The 18,826-nt window shown below is 48.0% G+C and carries 16 protein-coding genes; 8 read left to right on the top strand and 8 right to left on the bottom strand.

The annotated features are described in order from the left end of the window. Positions 1-56: 56 nt before the first annotated feature. From AC1S5B_RS02350 to AC1S5B_RS02325, 6 genes are all read right to left on the bottom strand, one after another. Positions 57-1,532, bottom strand: coding sequence for a glycosyltransferase family 2 protein (locus AC1S5B_RS02350; protein WP_482034114.1), 1,476 nt, complete (start codon positions 1,530-1,532; stop codon positions 57-59). Positions 1,533-1,656: 124 nt separating this feature from the next. Then, complete coding sequence (locus AC1S5B_RS02345; protein ID WP_482034113.1) at positions 1,657-3,051, bottom strand: acyltransferase family protein; 1,395 nt, start codon at positions 3,049-3,051, stop codon at positions 1,657-1,659. Positions 3,052-3,400: 349 nt separating this feature from the next. Further along, entirely contained in the window at positions 3,401-4,576 is a 1,176-nt protein-coding gene (locus AC1S5B_RS02340) for a hypothetical protein (protein ID WP_482034112.1), read from the bottom strand. A gap of 327 nt (positions 4,577-4,903) precedes the next feature. Then, positions 4,904-5,329 (bottom strand): alternative ribosome rescue aminoacyl-tRNA hydrolase ArfB, encoded by a 426-nt coding sequence (gene arfB, locus AC1S5B_RS02335; protein ID WP_482034111.1) that lies wholly within the window; start codon positions 5,327-5,329, stop codon positions 4,904-4,906. A gap of 71 nt (positions 5,330-5,400) precedes the next feature. Then, positions 5,401-6,273 (bottom strand): aldo/keto reductase, encoded by an 873-nt coding sequence (locus AC1S5B_RS02330; protein WP_482034110.1) that lies wholly within the window; start codon positions 6,271-6,273, stop codon positions 5,401-5,403. Positions 6,274-6,462: 189 nt separating this feature from the next. After that, positions 6,463-7,203, bottom strand: a complete 741-nt coding sequence (locus AC1S5B_RS02325) for a response regulator transcription factor (protein ID WP_482034109.1) — start codon at positions 7,201-7,203, stop codon at positions 6,463-6,465. Between the two features lie 419 nt (positions 7,204-7,622). Between AC1S5B_RS02325 and dnaG the strand changes: the two genes are divergently transcribed. Next, positions 7,623-9,686, top strand: a complete 2,064-nt coding sequence (gene dnaG / locus AC1S5B_RS02320) for a DNA primase (protein WP_482034108.1) — start codon at positions 7,623-7,625, stop codon at positions 9,684-9,686. Between the two features lie 85 nt (positions 9,687-9,771). Here dnaG and AC1S5B_RS02315 read toward each other — a convergent pair whose 3' ends face one another. Beyond that, complete coding sequence (locus AC1S5B_RS02315) at positions 9,772-10,329, bottom strand: pentapeptide repeat-containing protein (RefSeq protein WP_482034107.1); 558 nt, start codon at positions 10,327-10,329, stop codon at positions 9,772-9,774. A gap of 186 nt (positions 10,330-10,515) precedes the next feature. On the opposite strand from AC1S5B_RS02315, the gene AC1S5B_RS02310 reads away from it, so the two are divergent. The 7 genes from AC1S5B_RS02310 (at position 10,516) to AC1S5B_RS02280 (ending at position 17,445) form a co-directional block, all read left to right on the top strand. Further along, positions 10,516-11,007: a YraN family protein gene (locus AC1S5B_RS02310; protein ID WP_482034106.1), complete on the top strand. Its 492-nt coding sequence runs from the start codon at positions 10,516-10,518 to the stop codon at positions 11,005-11,007. A gap of 395 nt (positions 11,008-11,402) precedes the next feature. Further along, positions 11,403-11,888, top strand: a complete 486-nt coding sequence (apcA, locus tag AC1S5B_RS02305) for an allophycocyanin subunit alpha (RefSeq protein ID WP_458651881.1) — start codon at positions 11,403-11,405, stop codon at positions 11,886-11,888. 133 nt (positions 11,889-12,021) lie between these two features. Then, positions 12,022-12,507, top strand: coding sequence for an allophycocyanin subunit beta (gene apcB, locus AC1S5B_RS02300; RefSeq protein ID WP_482034105.1), 486 nt, complete (start codon positions 12,022-12,024; stop codon positions 12,505-12,507). Positions 12,508-12,816: 309 nt separating this feature from the next. Then, complete coding sequence (locus tag AC1S5B_RS02295) at positions 12,817-13,020, top strand: phycobilisome linker polypeptide (RefSeq protein WP_482034104.1); 204 nt, start codon at positions 12,817-12,819, stop codon at positions 13,018-13,020. A 107-nt stretch (positions 13,021-13,127) separates the two neighbouring features. After that, positions 13,128-13,889 (top strand): 4'-phosphopantetheinyl transferase family protein, encoded by a 762-nt coding sequence (locus AC1S5B_RS02290; RefSeq protein ID WP_482034103.1) that lies wholly within the window; start codon positions 13,128-13,130, stop codon positions 13,887-13,889. Between the two features lie 496 nt (positions 13,890-14,385). Further along, positions 14,386-16,755, top strand: a complete 2,370-nt coding sequence (locus AC1S5B_RS02285; protein WP_482034102.1) for a ribonuclease R family protein — start codon at positions 14,386-14,388, stop codon at positions 16,753-16,755. Between the two features lie 69 nt (positions 16,756-16,824). Continuing rightward, complete coding sequence (locus AC1S5B_RS02280) at positions 16,825-17,445, top strand: flavin prenyltransferase UbiX (RefSeq protein WP_482034101.1); 621 nt, start codon at positions 16,825-16,827, stop codon at positions 17,443-17,445. Here the strand turns inward: AC1S5B_RS02280 and AC1S5B_RS02275 are convergent. Further along, positions 17,413-18,756, bottom strand: coding sequence for an adenylate/guanylate cyclase domain-containing protein (locus AC1S5B_RS02275; RefSeq protein ID WP_482034100.1), 1,344 nt, complete (start codon positions 18,754-18,756; stop codon positions 17,413-17,415). The two genes, AC1S5B_RS02280 and AC1S5B_RS02275, sit on opposite strands and share 33 nt — an antisense overlap. Positions 18,757-18,826 lie beyond the last annotated feature (70 nt).

The following is an 18,826-nucleotide window of genomic DNA, read 5'->3' as shown; positions in this document are numbered from 1 at the left end:
CCCTTTTTTCCCAATCAAACCGCGATCGCGTCTTCCAAAAGAAAAGATCTCTAGGGTTATTCCCTCCCTCCTGCTCCGCCCACAGGAGCCAACACAGGCGGTGCTTCGGGGGCCACAATCCGAGTCGGCTGCTTGCCACGGGGGGTAACAACCCAGTGGCTATGTCCATGTAAATGGTCATAAAGTCCCACGACAGAGATCATATTTTTCAGAGTGGTATAGCCAAAGATGAGGATTGCGTGCTGAGCAAAATAGTAAATTGGGTAGCGGATGTAGGATACCCGCATGGTCACCACTGTTTGATAGATGCCGCTAAAGAAGGTAACTACGGTGCTAAACCAAAGATAGGCATTATCCGATTGGGGGAGATAACCATGAAACAAAAATAAGCTCAAAATTAGCGGCAGAATTTGCAGCGCCAGCAAAGAATAGATTACGCAGTAGTACAGCAAATAAGTCCAGTAGAATTTTTGCTTGAGGGTGAGGTGTTTAGATTTCCAAACGCGCCGTTGATACTTAAAGCTGACTTCTAACCAGCCCTGCGCCCACCGTTTACGCTGAAACCAAAATGAGTTGAAATCAATGGGGGCAAGTTCGGTGGCAATAATGCTGCGATCGTGGAGGATATGATATCCATTCAGTAAGGTTCGCAGGGTTGCATCGATATCCTCCGTCATCATCATCGGGTTAAAGCGAATCCGTTTTAGAACGGCAGTCCGCCAATAGCCATTGGAACCCCCAAAAATAGTGGAGTCGGTGAGAAATGATTTGGCGGGATGACTTACGCCATAAAGCGATTCAAACTCAACGGCAATATTTTGGGTGAGCAAGTTGTGCCCGTGATTGCGGATAATATTACGCCCTTGCACCACGTCATAGCCTTGCTCTAACCAGCGCCATGCCCGCAGAAAGCAATCTGGGGAAGGATGATGATCCGCATCTAAAATACAGGTCACTTCGCCCGTGACAATTTCCAGTGCAGCATTTAAGTTCTCGGCTTTGGAATGGCTACCCTCAACCCGTAATAAACGCAGTTCAGCATGAATCTGGGCAAAGACTCTCAGGTCATCTTCAATGGATAAGTCTAGGGGGGTGTTGTATGCCAGGATGACTTCTAGTCCTGCTTCTGGGCAATAGACTGTGCTGAGAATCTGGCGCAATGTTTCTAAAATAATATCTTGTTCATTGGGCAGGTAGGCAACCACAATGATGGAGCAGCGAGGTAAGGGAGTGGTTGGGACAGGTCGTTGAGAGCCGCTAATCCCTAAAGATGTTTTGATGGAATGAATGAACTGATCCCAGCGATCGCCCCTAGGTTTATGAGGTTGAACAGCAAATCTACGAAATAGAGCCGTAGAAGCCTCTAACAGAATCATTAAGGAGCTAAAGAGGAAAAAGGTGGCGATCGCCATATGGACATTGACCAGTTGCAGCCCTCCCATCCGTAGGCAAAAATAAAAGATGGTGGGAATTCCGATCATTAAGACATGGGTATAGATCAGCTTATGCAGATCGACTGACCACTTCTTCACGTAAGCCATCCTCCAATCGTTAGGGTGAATTGTTGCGCTATCCCTAGGAGCATTCGCACGCCTATAGATAGACAGTCCAATGGGAGTCCCATTTCTGGACTAACTAAGTACTTATGGCTTCTCATCATCGGAAGTGTTTTCCGGCAGGTTCCAAGTCTCCTTGATTCACCCACAGCGATCGCTGCCCATCGCTCACTTGGCACAGAAAAAATTCCTGCTCATCCAATAGCTTTTCTACTTTCAGCACAATCCACCCCGCCTCACTCCGATAGCACACTTTATCACCCACTTGCGGTTCGCGAACACGGCGCTGTAACGATGGAGATTTTGTTAAGACATAATCCACATCTCGCAGCAAACCCAAAACAATCCGTTGAATTAAAGGACTGACATAGACAACCAAGATTGCTAAAACAAGCGTTATGCCAATCATGATTGGCAGCATCACAGCATACCGTGTTGCATCGCCTTGAATGATCAGTTGCAAACTGCGATCAACGACCAAGCCATGCAACAAAAAAAAGGTATAGCTATAGCCTCCCATTGCGACGAAAAATAAGGCGATTTGTCTCTGTTCTGCCAAAATGCGACCCATGACCATGCAGATTAAGCTCAAGCCGATAGACAAAAGTAAATCTGCAAAAATCCATCCCCAAGTATAGAACTGACAGATAAAACCAGCGACATAAACTAGAGTCCCGATCGTTAAAGCACGGGGCAAACTCCAATAAACGGGACCCTCATCCTTAAGATAGAGATCACCCACTGCCATCCCGATCGCAAAGGTGCCCAGTTTAGATAAAAATAGAGCGAAGGGCTGCCATCCGGCGGGCGTATCCCAAATCACATGAGTGGGGTGTCCTCCTAAGAGATAAATTGCGATCGCTCGATAGCCAATTGTTAGCAACACACAAACCAGAACTAAATTTGCGGCTCCCCAGCGCTGAAGTAATTGCCACAAAAATGGGAACAGCACCGCAAAACTAAAAATGAGCGAAACCAACCACCATGAGCCGCTAGTCGCCATGAGCATCTCCCCGTTGTAGTCATACACTAAGGGAAAACTAATGCCTGCAAAAACATACCAGGGATTGGGAAAATCAGTTTTAAACGCCATGGCGATCGCCCACATTACGGGAAACGATAACCACAGCACCGCCCAAAAAGGAAACAAAATTTGGGGCAGTCGTCGCCTTAAAAAATTTCCGACGTTTAATGGCTTGCCCTTGAGCGATATCATCAAACTAAAGCCACTGATCAGCACAAAGACATCGATAAACTGAAACCCAAACCAAGATGGCAAGCTCAAAAGGTAGGGCAATGCCCCCTGTTTAGGCAGAGTACTCATTGCCGCTGCCAAATAGCGCAGATTACTGACTAATCCGGTCGGTTGAGGCGTATAAGCGGAGCCTGTAAAGCCCATCTGAGCATAGTAAAGCAGTAGCATTACCACTGCGAGGAGGCGAGTTCCTTCTAACCAAGCTAAACGCTGCGATCGTTCGACCCGTTGATTAATCATCTAGGTGTTGTCTTTTTTCTCTGGTAGGCTTATTCTCTGTTGGGCAAGAGATAAGGGAAAGCGCTCTCACAACGCAGCTTAAACGATTACCAATGGTATATTACCAATGGTTTTTAGATTTTCCATCATCCCTATTTTCTTCTTAGGGAATAGCAATCATCCCAAAAAAACAAGAAAATCCATCGTAAAAAACTAAGTTTTAGGACAACTGGAGTCAGCGATCGCCAACGAGTGTCCTGTAGATTTGAGTTTGTTAGTTGGATTTGATTCCTTGAGATAAAAGAAACACAATCTTAAAATACAAGGCTGCTTTCCATCAGGTCAGTAGGCTTGTATTGCACTCTAATGCTTATCCTTCGCTGGCTGGTTCACTTCGCTTAACTGGTTTTGGCGGCGGCACAGGGCGAGAACCCGTCGCAGGGCGAGGAGATGCAGCATTTCGGGGAGCACCGCCAGTAGGGGGTCTTCGTCCAAATTGGGGTCTGCGACGATCGCGATCGTCCCCGTCTTTAGACCGTTTTTTGGGCGGTGCCAATCCAATACAGGTGCCCTCGGTAATCGTTAAGGTTACGCCTATGAGTTTAATATTGAGATCCCAAAAGTAGCCCACTTGACGGGGGTTTTCTAGCTTGCCGCGCAACGGTAGTTTAAATGCTTTTGCTTTTTGAGAGTTTTTGCGGGGAGCCTGCTGAATTTTGACGACCACATAAGTCTCATCTTGAGCGACATATACAATTTCACCCCGAATGGAAAAATAGCGATCGTGTAGATCTGCATCGGTTGGAGCCGTTGGCTCTTCTGCTTTAACGCCTTCTGCTTCAATATCTTTTCCTTCAGTCTCACCTTGTTTAAGCGTCTCTGGCTCCCATATCCCTACAATTTGCAGGTGAATATCTGGTTCCCCTTCACGGGTGCGAGGATACACAACCCAAAGATGATCTTTTTCCAGGTCGATGTGATTTCGCACTAAACTCATGACGCGACCCAACAGCACCGCTTTGAGCAGGGTGCCATCTGGAGTGAGCATTTCACCTCGCGTAAACTCATCCTCAATGGCGGTATAACGCCCTTTCACTAACCCGATTGCCCGATACTGTTTAGGCTCACTCGGTGGCGGAATGGGGTGCGGTCGTAGGGATGCTTGAGTGGCGGTATCAGTCTCATTGCTGGGGGGCGCGGCTGTAGTCGATGAAGCTGAAACTGCGGTGATTGCTACAGGCTCAGACTTAGGAGCAGGAGTAGGAACAGGCACAACTTTTGCGATCGCGGGGGTGACCGCAGGTGGGGGCGAGGGACGGTTAACCGGACGCGCTAGAGGACGACGTAACGTAGGGGTTGCATCTGTAGCGGCAGATTTTGCCTCTTCACTACTATCCTCAGTTTTGGCATTCTCAGTTTTGACATGCTCAGTTTTAGAATGGTCTGGGGTCGGTGGCTCTGTCACGGGCAAAGACGGTTCCGATTGAATGGGTTCAGCCGGAGTGCTTTTAGAAGATTGGGGAGACGAATCAGGCAAGGGGCTCATAGGCTTTCATTCAGGCTAGGTCAAAGCGGCATCGGTTGGTTACTTTACTAATTGCAAATTAGAAATGAGCAGATCAGTAAAGTTTGTGCAATTTTCACACAACAAGTATCTAAAAAGAATTCTGTGCTTTACAAAAGCTTAACTGTCCTACCACCGGCAAAACAGAAAAGTTATATGTCACATCCAGGAAAGTCATTCTTAACACTTGCCAACTCAAGACAGCAATAGCGATGCACCCATCATATCGAAAAGCTAGCGATGCGCTGCTTATTCTCCAATCCTCCAATTTTGAATGCTGTGGGCGATCTCGCAAAATTGCCCCCTTTGTCAAAAAAAATCTCCACCCATGAGGTTCTTTCTGAAAGCTTTGGTGTCTCCCCGTTTGCTTTTGTGGTCAAGGCGCTTTTGCTGAGAGCTACGGGTTGGCTGACTAAGTTTGCGTTTTTTTGGCACCACGACTGCACTTTTAATCAAGCCTTTCAAGCGTTTCAGTGCTTCTTCCCGGTTTTGTTCTTGGCTGCGATGCTCTTGAGCCTTGATGACGATAACGCCATCTTTGGTAATGCGCTGGTCGTTTAGCTGCAAGAGTCGTTCTTTATAGCGATCGGGCAGGGAAGAAGCCGAAATATTAAAGCGTAAGTGAATCGCTGATGCGACTTTATTGACATTTTGTCCGCCTGCCCCCTGCGATCGAATCGCACTGATTTCGATTTCATTAGCAGGAATGGCGACGGTGTTGGAGATTTGTAGCATTGCTGAGCGATTGACGACATGACTATGGAATGATTTAGGGCGATCGCATCTCAAAAAAGGTTACCCGAAAGTTACATGGATGTTGCTTGGTCAATCTGCTCAACCTCGATCGCGGATAGATCAATCGCCGCCGCTTTTACCGAGTCTTCGATGCTGCTCACTTTACTCGCACCGGGAATCGGCACCACACAAGGCGATTTCGCCCTCAACCATGCCAACACCAGGCAATAAACCGAAACGCCCTTTTCTTGGGCAAGCTGGGCGATCGGCTTGATTTCTGGCAGGTCTTTGACCCGACGACTGCCCCCTAAAGGACTCCAAGGCAAAAACGTGAGTGTTTCTTGCTCACAGTATGCCAACACGCCATCCCGCTCTGGTTCACGATGCCAAGGGTTGTATTGGTTTTGCACTGAAACAATATCAACAACCTCTCTCGCCTGCTGAATTTGTTCCACCGAAAAGTTAGATACGCCCACATAGCGAATCAGCCCTGCTTCAACGGCTTCTCGCACAGGCGAAAGGGATGCCGCAATTGAATAGTCTGGATCAGGCGCATGATATTGCCAAAGGGCGATCGCCTGCTTGCCGCCTAATGCCTCAAAACTTTCACGAATCGTTTTTCGCAAGTGGTCTGGGCTGCCGTTGCGAGTCCAAGATCCGTTGGGGCGCATCAATCCCCCTTTCGTTGCGATCGTCACTTGGCTGGTATCCCCGTTGTAGTGCTGCAAGGCTTTGGCAAATAGACGCTCATTGTGATGTTTGTCGGTTTCATCTTGGCAGTAGGAATCGGCTGTATCTAGAAGCGTGACCCCCAGATCTAATGCGCGATGGATGACCGCGATCGCGTCTGCCTCACTGGGTCTACCCTTTAAAGAGAGCGGCATTCCCCCGAAACCAATCGCGCTAATTGAGACAGCGGTTGCGCCCAACTGTTTAGTTTTCATCGTTTCTCAAGATATATAAGATCGATCCAGTTTCAGCATAATTGAGCAATCGAGATCGCTCAATCTACCAAAAGGCTACGCTGACCAAACTTGATGAACTGCCAAGCAGTGTTGAGGATGAGAGAAATTCATACTTTCATTCAGCAATGTCGATTTCTAAAACGATTTCTGAAACGATGCCGTATCTTGCTAACCTACTAAAAATTGTTGACTCTCAGTTTCTTGTACTGTTGCAGGTAGCTCCAAACAATAGCCTGCGCCATAAACAGTTTTGATGTAGCGGGGATGGCGGGGATCGGGTTCTAATTTAGTCCGCAGGTGACGGACATGCACGCGAATCGTTTCAATGTCATCGTTTGGATCGTAGCCCCAAACTTCTTTAAGAATTTCGCTAGGCGAGACGGTTTGCCCGTGGCGCTGAAGTAGGCAATGCAATAATTCAAATTCTAGATGAGTCAGCTTGACGGTGCGATCGAACCAAATTGCCTCGAATCGCTCAGGCACTAGAGTTAGCGGACCATAGTTTAAAATCTCGCTGTGTTTGGCGGCTTGGGGAATGCGATCGGTGCGACGCAGCAATGCCCGCACTCTCGCTAGCATCTCCTCTAGCTCAAAGGGCTTCGTGAGGTAATCATCGGCACCAGCATTAAACCCATCCACTTTATCCTGAGTTTGTCCTAGCGCAGTCAGCATCAGCACAGGAATATCAGCAGTGCGTTCATCTCGCCGGAGTCTCTGGCAGACTGTAAATCCATCTACTTTTGGCAGCATCAAATCCAGCATGATCAGGTCAGGCTGAATCTGTAATGCCATGGCTTGCCCTTTGATGCCATCTGGAGCCTGATTAACATCATATCCAGCCATTTCTAGGTTGACGGCGACTAGTTCAGAAATTGCAGGGTCGTCATCAATGACGAGTATCTGAGGCATTATCAAGTAAGGTAATTTACTGAGTGTTGACTAAAAACTTCTAGAAGCTGCGAATCTTTTTGTGAAAACTATACGGAATGTTTTAATGTTTCTGAACAACAAGATTTTGTCACAATTCTTTTGTTTTTGGTTAACAAATTTATTAGGCTTGGCGATCGCGCTAATCTAGCATCTCAACCAAGAGTTCCACCTCATCAAGGCTCGCACGGCAAACTGAAGCGGTTGCATTGCTGAAGAATAAACCAACTGCCCTCATGATATTCTCTGCCAACCTGCTGATCGAGAAGGAGAGCGGGCTGGAATCCGAGAGTGCGATCGCACCCTAGAAATTTCGCTAAAGTTAAGATCCTGCTAGGACGCAAGCTCTCTTCACTTAATCTATTCGTCCTTCGCCCTTGGTTACTTGTCTGCCCTTCGTCATGCTCATGGAAATTCCCCGCCTCCACCCCGACACAATCGAACAGGTTAAGCAGCGTACCGACATTGTGGATGTGGTGTCGGAGCATGTGGTGCTGCGAAAACAAGGAAAGGATTTTGTCGGGCTGTGTCCGTTTCACGATGACAAGTCGCCCAGCTTTTCCGTTAGTCCCGGCAAGCAGTTTTATTACTGCTTTAGCTGTGGAGCCGGGGGCAACGCGATTAAATTTTTGATGGAGTTGGGCAAGCGCCCTTTTAGCGATGTGGTGCTGTCCTTGGCGCAACGCTATGACGTGCCTGTGCAAACCTTGAAGCCAGAAGAGCGGCAGGAATTTCAACGACAGGTTTCCTTGCGAGAACAGCTTTATGAACTGATGGCGATCGCGGCAAAATTTTATGAACATGCGCTCTATCAATCGGCGGGATTGGCGGCATTGGAATATCTGGAAACAAAGCGGGGTTTGAGTCGGGCGACCATGCAGCAGTTTCAGCTAGGGTATGCGCCGGGCGGCTGGGAAACCTTAACGGGCTATTTGGTGGAGCAAAAGAAATATCCGGTGGAACTGGTGGAGCGCGCTGGGTTGATTGTGCCGCGAAAAACGGGCGATGGATATTACGATCGCTTTCGCGATCGCTTGATGATTCCGATTCACGATTTGCAAGGGCGGGTTGTGGGTTTTGGCGGTCGTACTCTCACCGATGAGCAGCCAAAATATCTCAACTCGCCCGATACGGAACTATTTGATAAAGGAAAACTGCTGTTTGGACTGGATAAAGCCCGTGCCGCGATCGCCAAACAGGATCAAGCCGTCATTGTAGAAGGCTACTTTGATGTGATTGCCCTGCATCATGCCGGGATTACCAACGTGGTCGCCTCCATGGGAACCGCCCTCAGTTCTGCCCAAGTGCGCCAACTGCTGCGCTACACCGAATCAAAGCGAATTGTTCTCAATTTTGATGCCGATAACGCAGGCAACAAGGCTACTGAAAGAATCATCAGCGATGTTGCGAACCTGGCTTATCAAGGGGAAATTCAGTTGCGAATTCTCAATCTTCCTCTTGGAAAAGACTCCGACGAGTTTTTGAAAGAACGCTCCTCCGAAGATTACAAAGTATTAGTCGAAAATAGTTCAATTTCTGGTTATTCACATCTATCCAGCCTCAGTATTGAGGAGTACGCGGATCTTCCTCCAGATAAATGTAAAGCTCTGTTTGATAAAGCCCCGCTCTGGCTCGATTGGCAAATGGAACGGGCGATCGCGGACAAAGATCTGAAACAATCTGACCAGTTCCAGGCAGCCGTGCAGGCGATCGTCAAATTGCTCGGCAACCTGCCCAACGCTCCTCTGCGGACTCACTACATCCACCGCTACGCCGAGCGGCTCAGCCAAGGAGATTCTCATCTGATGCTGCGGCTAGAAGAAGATTTGCGGTTGCAGGTGCGGGGTGAACGGTGGCACGGGCGATCGCAAAAGTGGCAAACCAAAAGCGATCGCAACTTACTCGAAGAAGCCGAAATCCAGCTACTGCGGCTATATCTGTATGCTCCAGAATACCAAGCCGCGATCGTCACTGCTTTAGAAGAGCGTGATTTGGAGTTTAGCCTCTCCCATCACCGATTTCTCTGGCGGCAAATTCAGGAAGTGGAAGAGAGGCAAGCAAGAGAACACCAAATCAGAGAATTAGAAAATGCAGCCATTACTCGTACCCCCCATTCCCCAACGCTGCTATCCTCCATTCAAGACCGCTGTACTGACTACCCTGCCGAGATGATGCAGCTTTACTCATTGTTCCAGCTAGATGAAAAAACAAAACGGGATATTCTTCGGGTCGATCTGACCATTCGAGCGGCAACTGCGGCAATGGAACGAATTATGTGTGAAAAACGCTGCCGTCACTTTCAGCAGCTTTTAGCAGAAACCGATGATTCCAGCGCTCCTGAACTGGGGCAATATTACTGGCGAAAAATACACACCGAAAAACGCCGCATTGCTGACCTCGATCGCGAACGCCAGGTTAGCTTTGAAGACCTCGTTCAGGCTCCGTGGGTTGGAGATGGGCAATAGGAAAGTACGAATTGCGAATTGCGAGGTACGAATTATAAACCACTGCTAGCTGGAGCTCTATCGGACATTTGTCACCCGTCATTCTCTAGTCACATTCCAGCGTTTTCCGTGTTTCTCGACCTGTCACTGGATTCGTGCCTTTTGCCGTTTTACACAACAAATCATGGGCATCTTGGCGCAGATCTACATCAGTAAAATCTGCTCCATCAATGATGGCTCCGTCAAACTTAGCATTAAAGGCAAATGCGCCCTCCAGTAAAGCATTGGTCAAGTTTGCTCGTGAAAACCTCGCCGTGTCTAAGGTCGTGGTTCGCAGGTCAGCACCCTCCAGATTGGCACTGTCTAGATTGGCACTAAAAAAGCTCACGCCGCGCAGATCTGAACCGCTAAAGTTACTTTCCCGCAGATTTGCCTTGGTGAAACTGTCGTCGGTTAATATCTGCCCTGAGAAATCCGCACCCACTAAAAACTCTCGATTGTAATCTTCTGCCCAAGCTGGAGCCATTGCAAAGCCCCAAAACCCTATTCCTACAGAAACCAGCAACCCGACTATACCGACTGCAACTATCTGTTTCTGTAGGATTTTCATAGCTGCCCAGGCACTTTGCACAAAGTCCTCTGGGTTGAATCGTTGACTATTCATTACTGCTGCCTAACTGTCTATGAAGACTGTCTATGAAGGGTGATTAACCTACTTTTCCTAAAGTTTTGTGTTGAGGCTTGAGAGCGTTCACCACAAACCGCTGTGTTTGATCCTAACGGAATTCGTTGACCATGATGAACTAGACACTTCAAACTGAAACAGTTGTATAGAATTTTTTGATCGTTCATGACTGAGCGCCGTCCGCGATCGCCCTCCAAAATGGCTACATCAATGCTAGGCTCTCTCGGCGAGGAGTTTGTGGCGCGGTGGGCAGAAGCGCAAGGCTGGGTCATTTTAGAACGACAATGGCGCTGCCGTTGGGGAGAATTAGACGTGGTGATGGCACAGCGATCGCCCACTTGTTCTCTCCCTGCTGATCAATGGGAACTCATTGCCTTTGTCGAAGTTAAAACTCGTAGTTCTGGCAATTGGGATGAAAATGGCGCTTTGGCGATTACTGCCCAAAAACGGGCGAAGCTTTGGCGAACCGCAGAGTTATTTTTAAGCGCTCACCCGGCACTGGCAGAAGTGCCTTGCCGATTTGACGTAGCGCTTGTTCTAGGTAAGCGTCTCCAACGTGAAAATGATCTCGCCCAAGTAGATGGCAAAACCATAGCGATCGCGTCTGGCTATAAGCTGACCCTACACGAGTATATTCCAGCGGCGTTTAGTGGGTGAGTCCAGAAGTTTAGGATTCAAATATAAAGTTTTCCCCTTGAACGAGGGCAATTTCCAGAAAACTGAGGATAAATATTACAAAGTATTACGTAGAGACTTGGGGTGTTAACCCAATGCCGCACAATAATTTCGGAAGGTCATTGAATCTGAAGGTTCTGCATAGCGGGTACTGAAGATGCCTTAAACATCTGTATTTTGTATGTAGAAGTACAAGATCAATCGTTGATGCCGTCTTGAGCCTTCAACCGCTCAAATGAAACTTCTTCAAGGCGACTATGAGTTTCTTTAATAGGCTCAAAGTGTTTTCTGAATAGGTTTTAGGCTAGAACTCAGCCTTCCATTTGGGAATCCCCATTCAAACACAATCGGTTCTATTCTTCTGGAGGAATCCATCAATGAGTATTGTCACGAAGTCAATCGTGAATGCAGACGCTGAAGCTCGTTACCTCAGCCCTGGTGAACTCGACCGGATTAAAGGCTTTGTCACTACGGGTGAAAAGCGACTACGGATCGCTCAAACCTTGAGTGAGTCTCGTGAGCGCATCGTTAAGCAAGCCGGCGACCAACTGTTCCAAAAGCGTCCTGATGTGGTTTCTCCTGGTGGAAACGCATACGGCGAAGAAATGACCGCTACTTGCCTGCGTGATCTAGATTACTATCTACGTCTTGTGACCTACGGCGTGGTAGCAGGTGATGTGACTCCGATCGAAGAAATCGGAATCGTTGGCGTTCGCGAAATGTATAACTCCTTAGGCACCCCCATTCCTGCGGTTGCTGAAGGCGTTCGCGCAATGAAGAACGTCGCAGCATCTTTGCTTTCTGGTGATGATGCCTCTGAAGCAGGTGCTTATTTCGACTACATTATCGGCGCAATGCAATAATTAAGGATTTGGTGCCTAGAAAATAAGGGCTAGATCATGAAAATTGTCTAACACCCGACCTCTGACACCCAACCCCTGTTTTATCTGTAACCCAAGCATTTCGTAAGACTACGTGATTTAAGGAATTTCAATCATGCAAGACGCAATTACCGCTGTCATTAATTCCTCTGATGTTCAAGGCAAATACCTTGACTCATCGGCTTTGGAAAGACTAAAAGGCTACTTCAACACTGGCGAACTGCGGGTTCGTGCAGCGACTGCAATCAGCGCTAACTCGGCTGCGATCGTCAAAGAAGCTGTGGCAAAATCCCTGCTTTACTCTGACATCACCCGTCCGGGCGGCAATATGTATACCACCCGTCGTTATGCTGCTTGCATCCGCGACCTTGACTACTACCTGCGCTACTCTACCTACGCAATGCTGGCTGGCGATCCTTCCATCTTGGATGAGCGCGTCTTGAACGGTTTGAAAGAAACCTATAACTCCCTAGGTGTACCGGTTGGTGCAACGGTGCAAGCCATTCAAGCCATTAAGGAAGTTGCGGCGGGTTTAGTGGGTACTGAGGCTGGTAAAGAGCTAGGCGTTTACCTTGACTACATTTCTTCTGGCTTAAGCTAACGAGAAGGCTGTCAGCTTGTATCATCAGCGAAATAGCTTTTTATGAGGTTTGGAAGTTTAGAGTGATGATTAGCTCATCGAAGACTATCTTCATCGGCAGATTAGTTTTGATAATCTAGTGTGACTCTTAACTTCCAGCCTTACTATTAAAAAAGTTAGAAATTTAGAATTGAAAGTTATCCATTGCCTCAAGTTCTTTGTACTTACTTTTCGGCATTCAGTCTTCACTTTTTAATTCTTGCCTTCCTTTCAATTTGCGGGTTTCCGCTTCAGATTAAAATTTTTCAGCCACTCAGGAGAAAGCTTTCCATGCGCATGTTTAAGATTACTGCTTGCGTTCCTAGCCAAACTCGTATTCGGACGCAGCGCGAACTCCAGAATACATTTTTTACAAAGCTAGTTCCCTACGAAAACTGGTTTCGTGAACAGCAACGAATTCAAAAAATGGGTGGCAAGATTGTTAAGGTTGAGTTGGCAACTGGCAAACCGGGCGCAAATACTGGTTTGTCGTAGTTAATATTTTTGTTTTAGACAGATGAGTGTGTTCAAATTCTTGTCAGGAAAGGGGTCGGCTGACCTCTTTTTTTGTGCATGACCGTTTTGTGTATGGAGAGGGCAGGATGAACGATCTCGCCAACCCGATCGCAACTCCAGCAATCACCTATCCTCAGTGGGAAATTGCAGCAGATTTGCCTCCGTTGATCCATGGCACTGTTCACATTTGGCGGGCTAGCGCCTGTCAACCGCCACAGATTTTAGATCAACTGCTGCAAACTCTTTCACAGGACGAGCAAGACCGGGCAATCCGGCTGCGATTTGACCACCATCGCTATCGGGCGATCGCTAGTCGGGGTGTTTTGCGATCGATCCTGGCACGGTACGCGAACTGTGACCCTCAAACCATCATGTTTCAGTATGGAACTCACGGTAAGCCTAGGGTTGATGTTACGTCCTTGCCCAATCTAGAATTTAACCTGTCTCATTCTGAGGATTTAATTGTCTGCGCGATCGCCCTCCAGCCCGTTGGCATTGACCTAGAGTTTTTCAAAGAGATTCCTTATCTCGATCAACTCATCCACCGCTACTTTTCTCTACAAGAGCAAGCGATGCTTAATGCGCTGTCTGTCGAAGCGAGACAACAGGCTTTTTTTCACTATTGGACGGGTAAAGAAGCGGTGCTAAAAGCAGCAGGGTTAGGCATTTTCGACTTAGAAAAAATTGAGTTGCACTCACTGGGTAAAAGCGTTCAGCTATCCTCTGCCCCTGGATGGGATCAATCCTTAGCTGCTTGGCATCTGCACTTTTTTGAGCCAGAGCCTAATTATTTTGCAAGTATGGCGATCGCAATGCCCCCAATGCAGCTTAAATATTGGCAGTGGTAATGCAAAACTTGACAGATTTAGCCCCAATGCAAAAGTAGAGTGGTTGGGTAATAAGCTGAAAGAGTCTTGAAACCCTTTCCCAGAAAGCTTTTCAGCTATATTCCGTGAAAAACTCTGAAAGCAATTCTAGGCAGGAGTTTCAGCGATTTTCGTCGTTATATCCCAACAAGCCTAGTATTCATTAGAGTATGGGAACTATAGAAGATTGTGATCATTTCCAGAGATTAAATAAAATTGTGGTAGTTGGATCGATTAATCTAAAGATATGAACTGTGCCTTTTAAGCAGTCATCCATCTCTTGAGAGTAAAAAACCGTCTGCGATGCCTTCTAAATCTTAGGGCAGCTATGCCAAGATGTCATCGCATTGCGGGCTTCTCCATCGCACTACTCATTTGAGCTATAGCGGCAGAGAAACAATCCAGGGAATCACGCTTAAACACCCTGGATTGACGGCAACGTTGGAATGCAATCATACGGACAAGGATCAATCGCTTCATGGACTTTTCGATCGCAGCCCTGCTGGCAAACTTCACAGACGATAAATTGGTTGCGCCTAAGGCGTTGGAAAAGAAACTAGATTGCAAGGACGACCTCAGCATTCGCAAACTACAAATTGCGTTGGATGCCCTGGAAAAAATTGGTGTACTGGCAAAAGATCGAGGGCGCTACCGCCGTCTAACCGAAGATGGGGTCATTGAAGGTAAGCTGCGTTGCTCTAGCAAAGGGTTTTGCTTTGCAATTCAAGATATTGAAGGTGCGGACGATATTTATATCCGTGAGAGTCAGTTAAACAACGCTTGGAACAGCGATCGCGTGCTGGTTAAAGTGACCAAAGAAGGTAGCCGTCGCCGCAGCCCTGAGGGTGAGGTTAAGCTAATTTTAGAGCGGTCTAATCCTTCCATTTTGGCGCGAGTCAAACAGGGTGATGAAGGGTTTCGTGCCGTTCCCTTAGACGATCGACTCTTGTTTGAACTGCACTTGCAATTGAATGGAACGAGTTTAGAGCAAGCGATCGACCAGTTGGTTCACATTCAAGTTTTGCGGTATCCCTTAGGTCAACAACCTCCCATCGGCAAAGTTGCCCGGATCTTAGGCGGTGACTCCGATGCCTCCGATGTCGATATTGTCTGCTGCAAGCATGATCTGCTGCTGAATTTTCCAGAAGCCGTGCAGCAGGCTGCCAAAGCCCTTCCTACCAAAATCACCAAAACGGAACTCAAAAAACGGCTCGATTTACGCGACTTAACCACGATTTCTATTAAGGCAGATAGCCAGCACGCGAATCCTGACAGTATCGACGATGCCATTACCCTAGAAAAAACAGAGGCGGGGCAGTGGCGATTGGGCGTTCATATTGCCGATGTCTCCCACTATGTGGAACCCGATTCAGCGATCGATCGCGAAGCCCAAAAACGCGGAGTCTCCGTTTATTTAGGTGACTTAATTGTGCCCATGTTGCCCCAGCAGTTGAGTGGCAACCTATGCGCCTTTCTCGTGGGTAAAGAGCGATTAGCCGTCTCCGTTTTGGTCACCCTTGATAGCGTAGGGCAAGTGATTGAGTATGAGATTCAACCCACTGCCATCCAGGTTGATTATCAACTGAATTACCAACAAGCACAGGCAATTTTAGAGCGTAACAATTCTGAGCCTGCGGCGATAGATATTCAAGATTTCGCCCCTATTTTTGATTTGCTCGATAATGTGGCAGCAGTCAGCCAAATTCTCAAAGAGCAGCGCCGCCAGCGCGGAGCGTTTGAACTCAACTTGCCAGAAAAGAACTTGGCTAGCCGAAACTCTGAGAGTGGCACTACGCTGCAATTCACACCCAAATTCCACTACGACGATGAAGGGGCACTCGGTGCTATGGTCGTGTCTCCCTCTGTTCCAACCCACGCCATGCTAGCTGAGTGGATGTTGCTGGCAAATCAGCTAGTTGCCTCTCATTTACAAACCCTCGGCACTCCAGGTATTTATCGAGTGCATCCAACGCCTGACCCGGATGATGTTCAGGAATTAATGAAGCTGTCTGGCAGCATGGGGATCGATTTACGGCTAGAACAAGACGATGTAGTCAAACCTCAAGATTATCAAGCCTTTACCCAGAAGTTTGCAGAATCTGATGCCGAGCGGGTACTCACCTATTTACTGCTAGAAACGCTCAAGCCTGGTTTTTATAGCACGACTCCTAAATCTCATTTTGGATTGGGGTTGGATCATGGCTATACCCATTTCACCTCACCCGTCAGGCGCTATCCTGATTTGCTGGTGCATCGAGTGCTTCATGCCGTGTTTAACCATGGACGCGATCGCAAATCAACCCGCGCTAAAGAAGTCGTGAACCTGCGCCACAGCAACGCTCAGGGAGAAATTAGCTGGAACGTCCTACCGCCAGAGATGCAACAGGAACTGGAAACCTATTTCCATACGGTGGTGATTCATTTGACTGAACGAGAGCGCATTGCTCAAGAAGCGGAACAAGATCTAGAAGGGCTGAAAAAAGCGGAACTGATGCGAGAACGCACGGGTGAAATCTTCCACGGTTTGATTACCGGGGTTCAATCCTACGGGCTATTTGTAGAAATTGAAGAACTACTGGTTGAAGGCTTAGTCCATGTCAGTTCTCTTAAAGATGACTGGTATGAATACCGCTCCCGCCAGCAAACCTTGGTAGGTCGCAAAAACCGCAAACAGTATCGCTTGGGCGATCGCATTGAAGTTCAGGTGAAAAGTGTCGATTACTACCGTCAGCAAATCGACCTATTGGCAGTGGGTGGCGGTAGTGAAGCGAGCGATGACGATATTGAAGGCGATGATCAAGACGACACGGAGAGGGAAGACAATCCTGAAAACGGCGGAGAGGAGTGATAGGCTGAGGTAGTAGGAGTTATTTTGCGAAATACTTTTACGAAGGCTTCCTTTCTCTAAATTTTCAACGTGCATTCCTCTCCTCTCATTCTCGGTATTACGGGTGCCTCTGGGCTAATATACGCGGTACGGGCGCTCAAATTTTTGTTGCAGGCAGACTATGCGGTTGAGCTAGTGGCTTCTAAGTCTGTCTATATGGTGTGGCAGGCTGAACAGTCCGTGAGAATGCCGCCGGATCTCGCTCAGCAGGAAGAGTTTTGGCGACAGCAATCTGGTGTGGAAACAGCGGGTAAATTGATCTGTCATGCTTGGAGCAATGTGGGAGCCACGATCGCCAGTGGTTCGTTTCGCACATTAGGCATGGTGATCATCCCCTGTAGCATGAGTACCGTTGGCAAACTAGCGGCAGGTCTAAGTTCTGATCTGCTAGAACGCGCCGCCGATGTGCAGCTAAAAGAAGGGCGTAAGCTGATATTGGTGCCTCGAGAAACGCCTTTCAGCCTGATCCATCTGCGAAATTTGACGACTCTGGCAGAATCGGGGGTTCGCATCGTTCCCGCCATTCCCGCCTGGTATCACCGCCCCGAAACCATTGAAGATTTAGTCGATTTTGTGGTCGCCCGTGCCTTAGATCAGCTAGATATTGACTGTGTACCGCTACGGCGATGGGATGGCGGGCAGGACGATTGAGGCTTGCGATCGCTCTTTCAGCAGATAGGTAGTCATGTCACCCTTTCCTTTGATGGGAATGGTGCCGCGTGCTTCAAAGCGATAGTCTTGCTTGAGGTAGTCGTAGGTTGTTTGCGTCACTTGGATTTCGCCGGGAATGCCGCTTGCCTCCATGCGACTGGCAGTATTCACCGTATCGCCCCAGAGGTCATAGGCAAATTTTTTTAAGCCGATCACACCGGCGACGACGGGTCCCGTGTGAATCCCAACTCGAATGTGAAGGGTGTGTCCAATTTGATGATTTAAAAGGGTAAGGGATTGCTGCATTTCGAGTGCCATATCAGCGATCGCGGCGACATGATTAGCTCTCGCTTCTGGCAAACCCGCGACCACCATATAGGCATCGCCAATGGTTTTAATCTTTTCTAGGCTATGTCGAGCGGCAAGTTGGTCAAACAAGGAAAACACCTGATTCAACAGCTTGACCAAATCTTCGGGCGGCATCTGGGCAGACAGTTGAGTAAAGCCGACAATATCGGCAAACAGCACCGTCACTTCGGTGAAATTATCAGCAATGCTGTCAGGCTCGTGTTTAAGCCGCTCAGCGATCGAATGGGGCAAAATGTTGAGTAACAGGCGCTCCGATTTGGCTTGCTCAGCTATCAATACTTGACGCGATTTAAACACGATGCGCGCCAATCGCTCATACATAAACACCGACAGATTGCAGACAAAACAAAACCAAAACAGCGTTAGATAAGTTTCTTCGGGCAAGTCAACGGTCGTCCCGGTGGTTGCCGTGATGCGATTACCCAACACTAAATTCACTCCCACGTAGTACAAAATGATGCCCAGTTGAGCCGCTAAATGTAGCCGCCATCGCACTGGAATAACGGCTGCTAGGGCAAAAAACGGCATCATCCAAAGATAGTAGTTGGTTTCAATTTGACCGCGTATCGTCAGCAAAATGTTAAACGTGAGAGGAACGCTCCAAGCAACACCCAGAAAAACTAATGCTAGATGTTGCCGTCCCCATCGAGTCTGCAACAGTGCCAAACAAATCAGCAAGCCAATTGAGCTATACGCCGAAACGGTCAGCCAAAGGTTGTTAAAGCGATCGCGATCAAACAGCGCACTGGATAGATCAAACGGGAGAAAGCTGAGGTGATAGAGCAGCCATAGCCCAATGGCAATGTGCAAGCGCTTCAGCAAGAATTGCTGCTGCCAGTGGTCATAACTCGCAGCGCCGGAGTCACCGGGATTTTCAAACAGTGTTGGAATCCATCGCTTCCACTGAGGTTGTTGTCTCTGTCCCAATCCACCCTGGTTCATAGTTGATTGCCCCTGCTTTTTTCCACCGTACCAGAGTGCCCTAAACCGGGCTGCTTATTCAAGCGGAGTC

It is taken from the genome of Leptolyngbya sp. CALU 1928 (assembly GCF_056784215.1).
The sequence above is the reverse complement of the archived record's forward strand: the minus strand, read 5'-3'. Positions and strand labels throughout refer to the sequence as shown.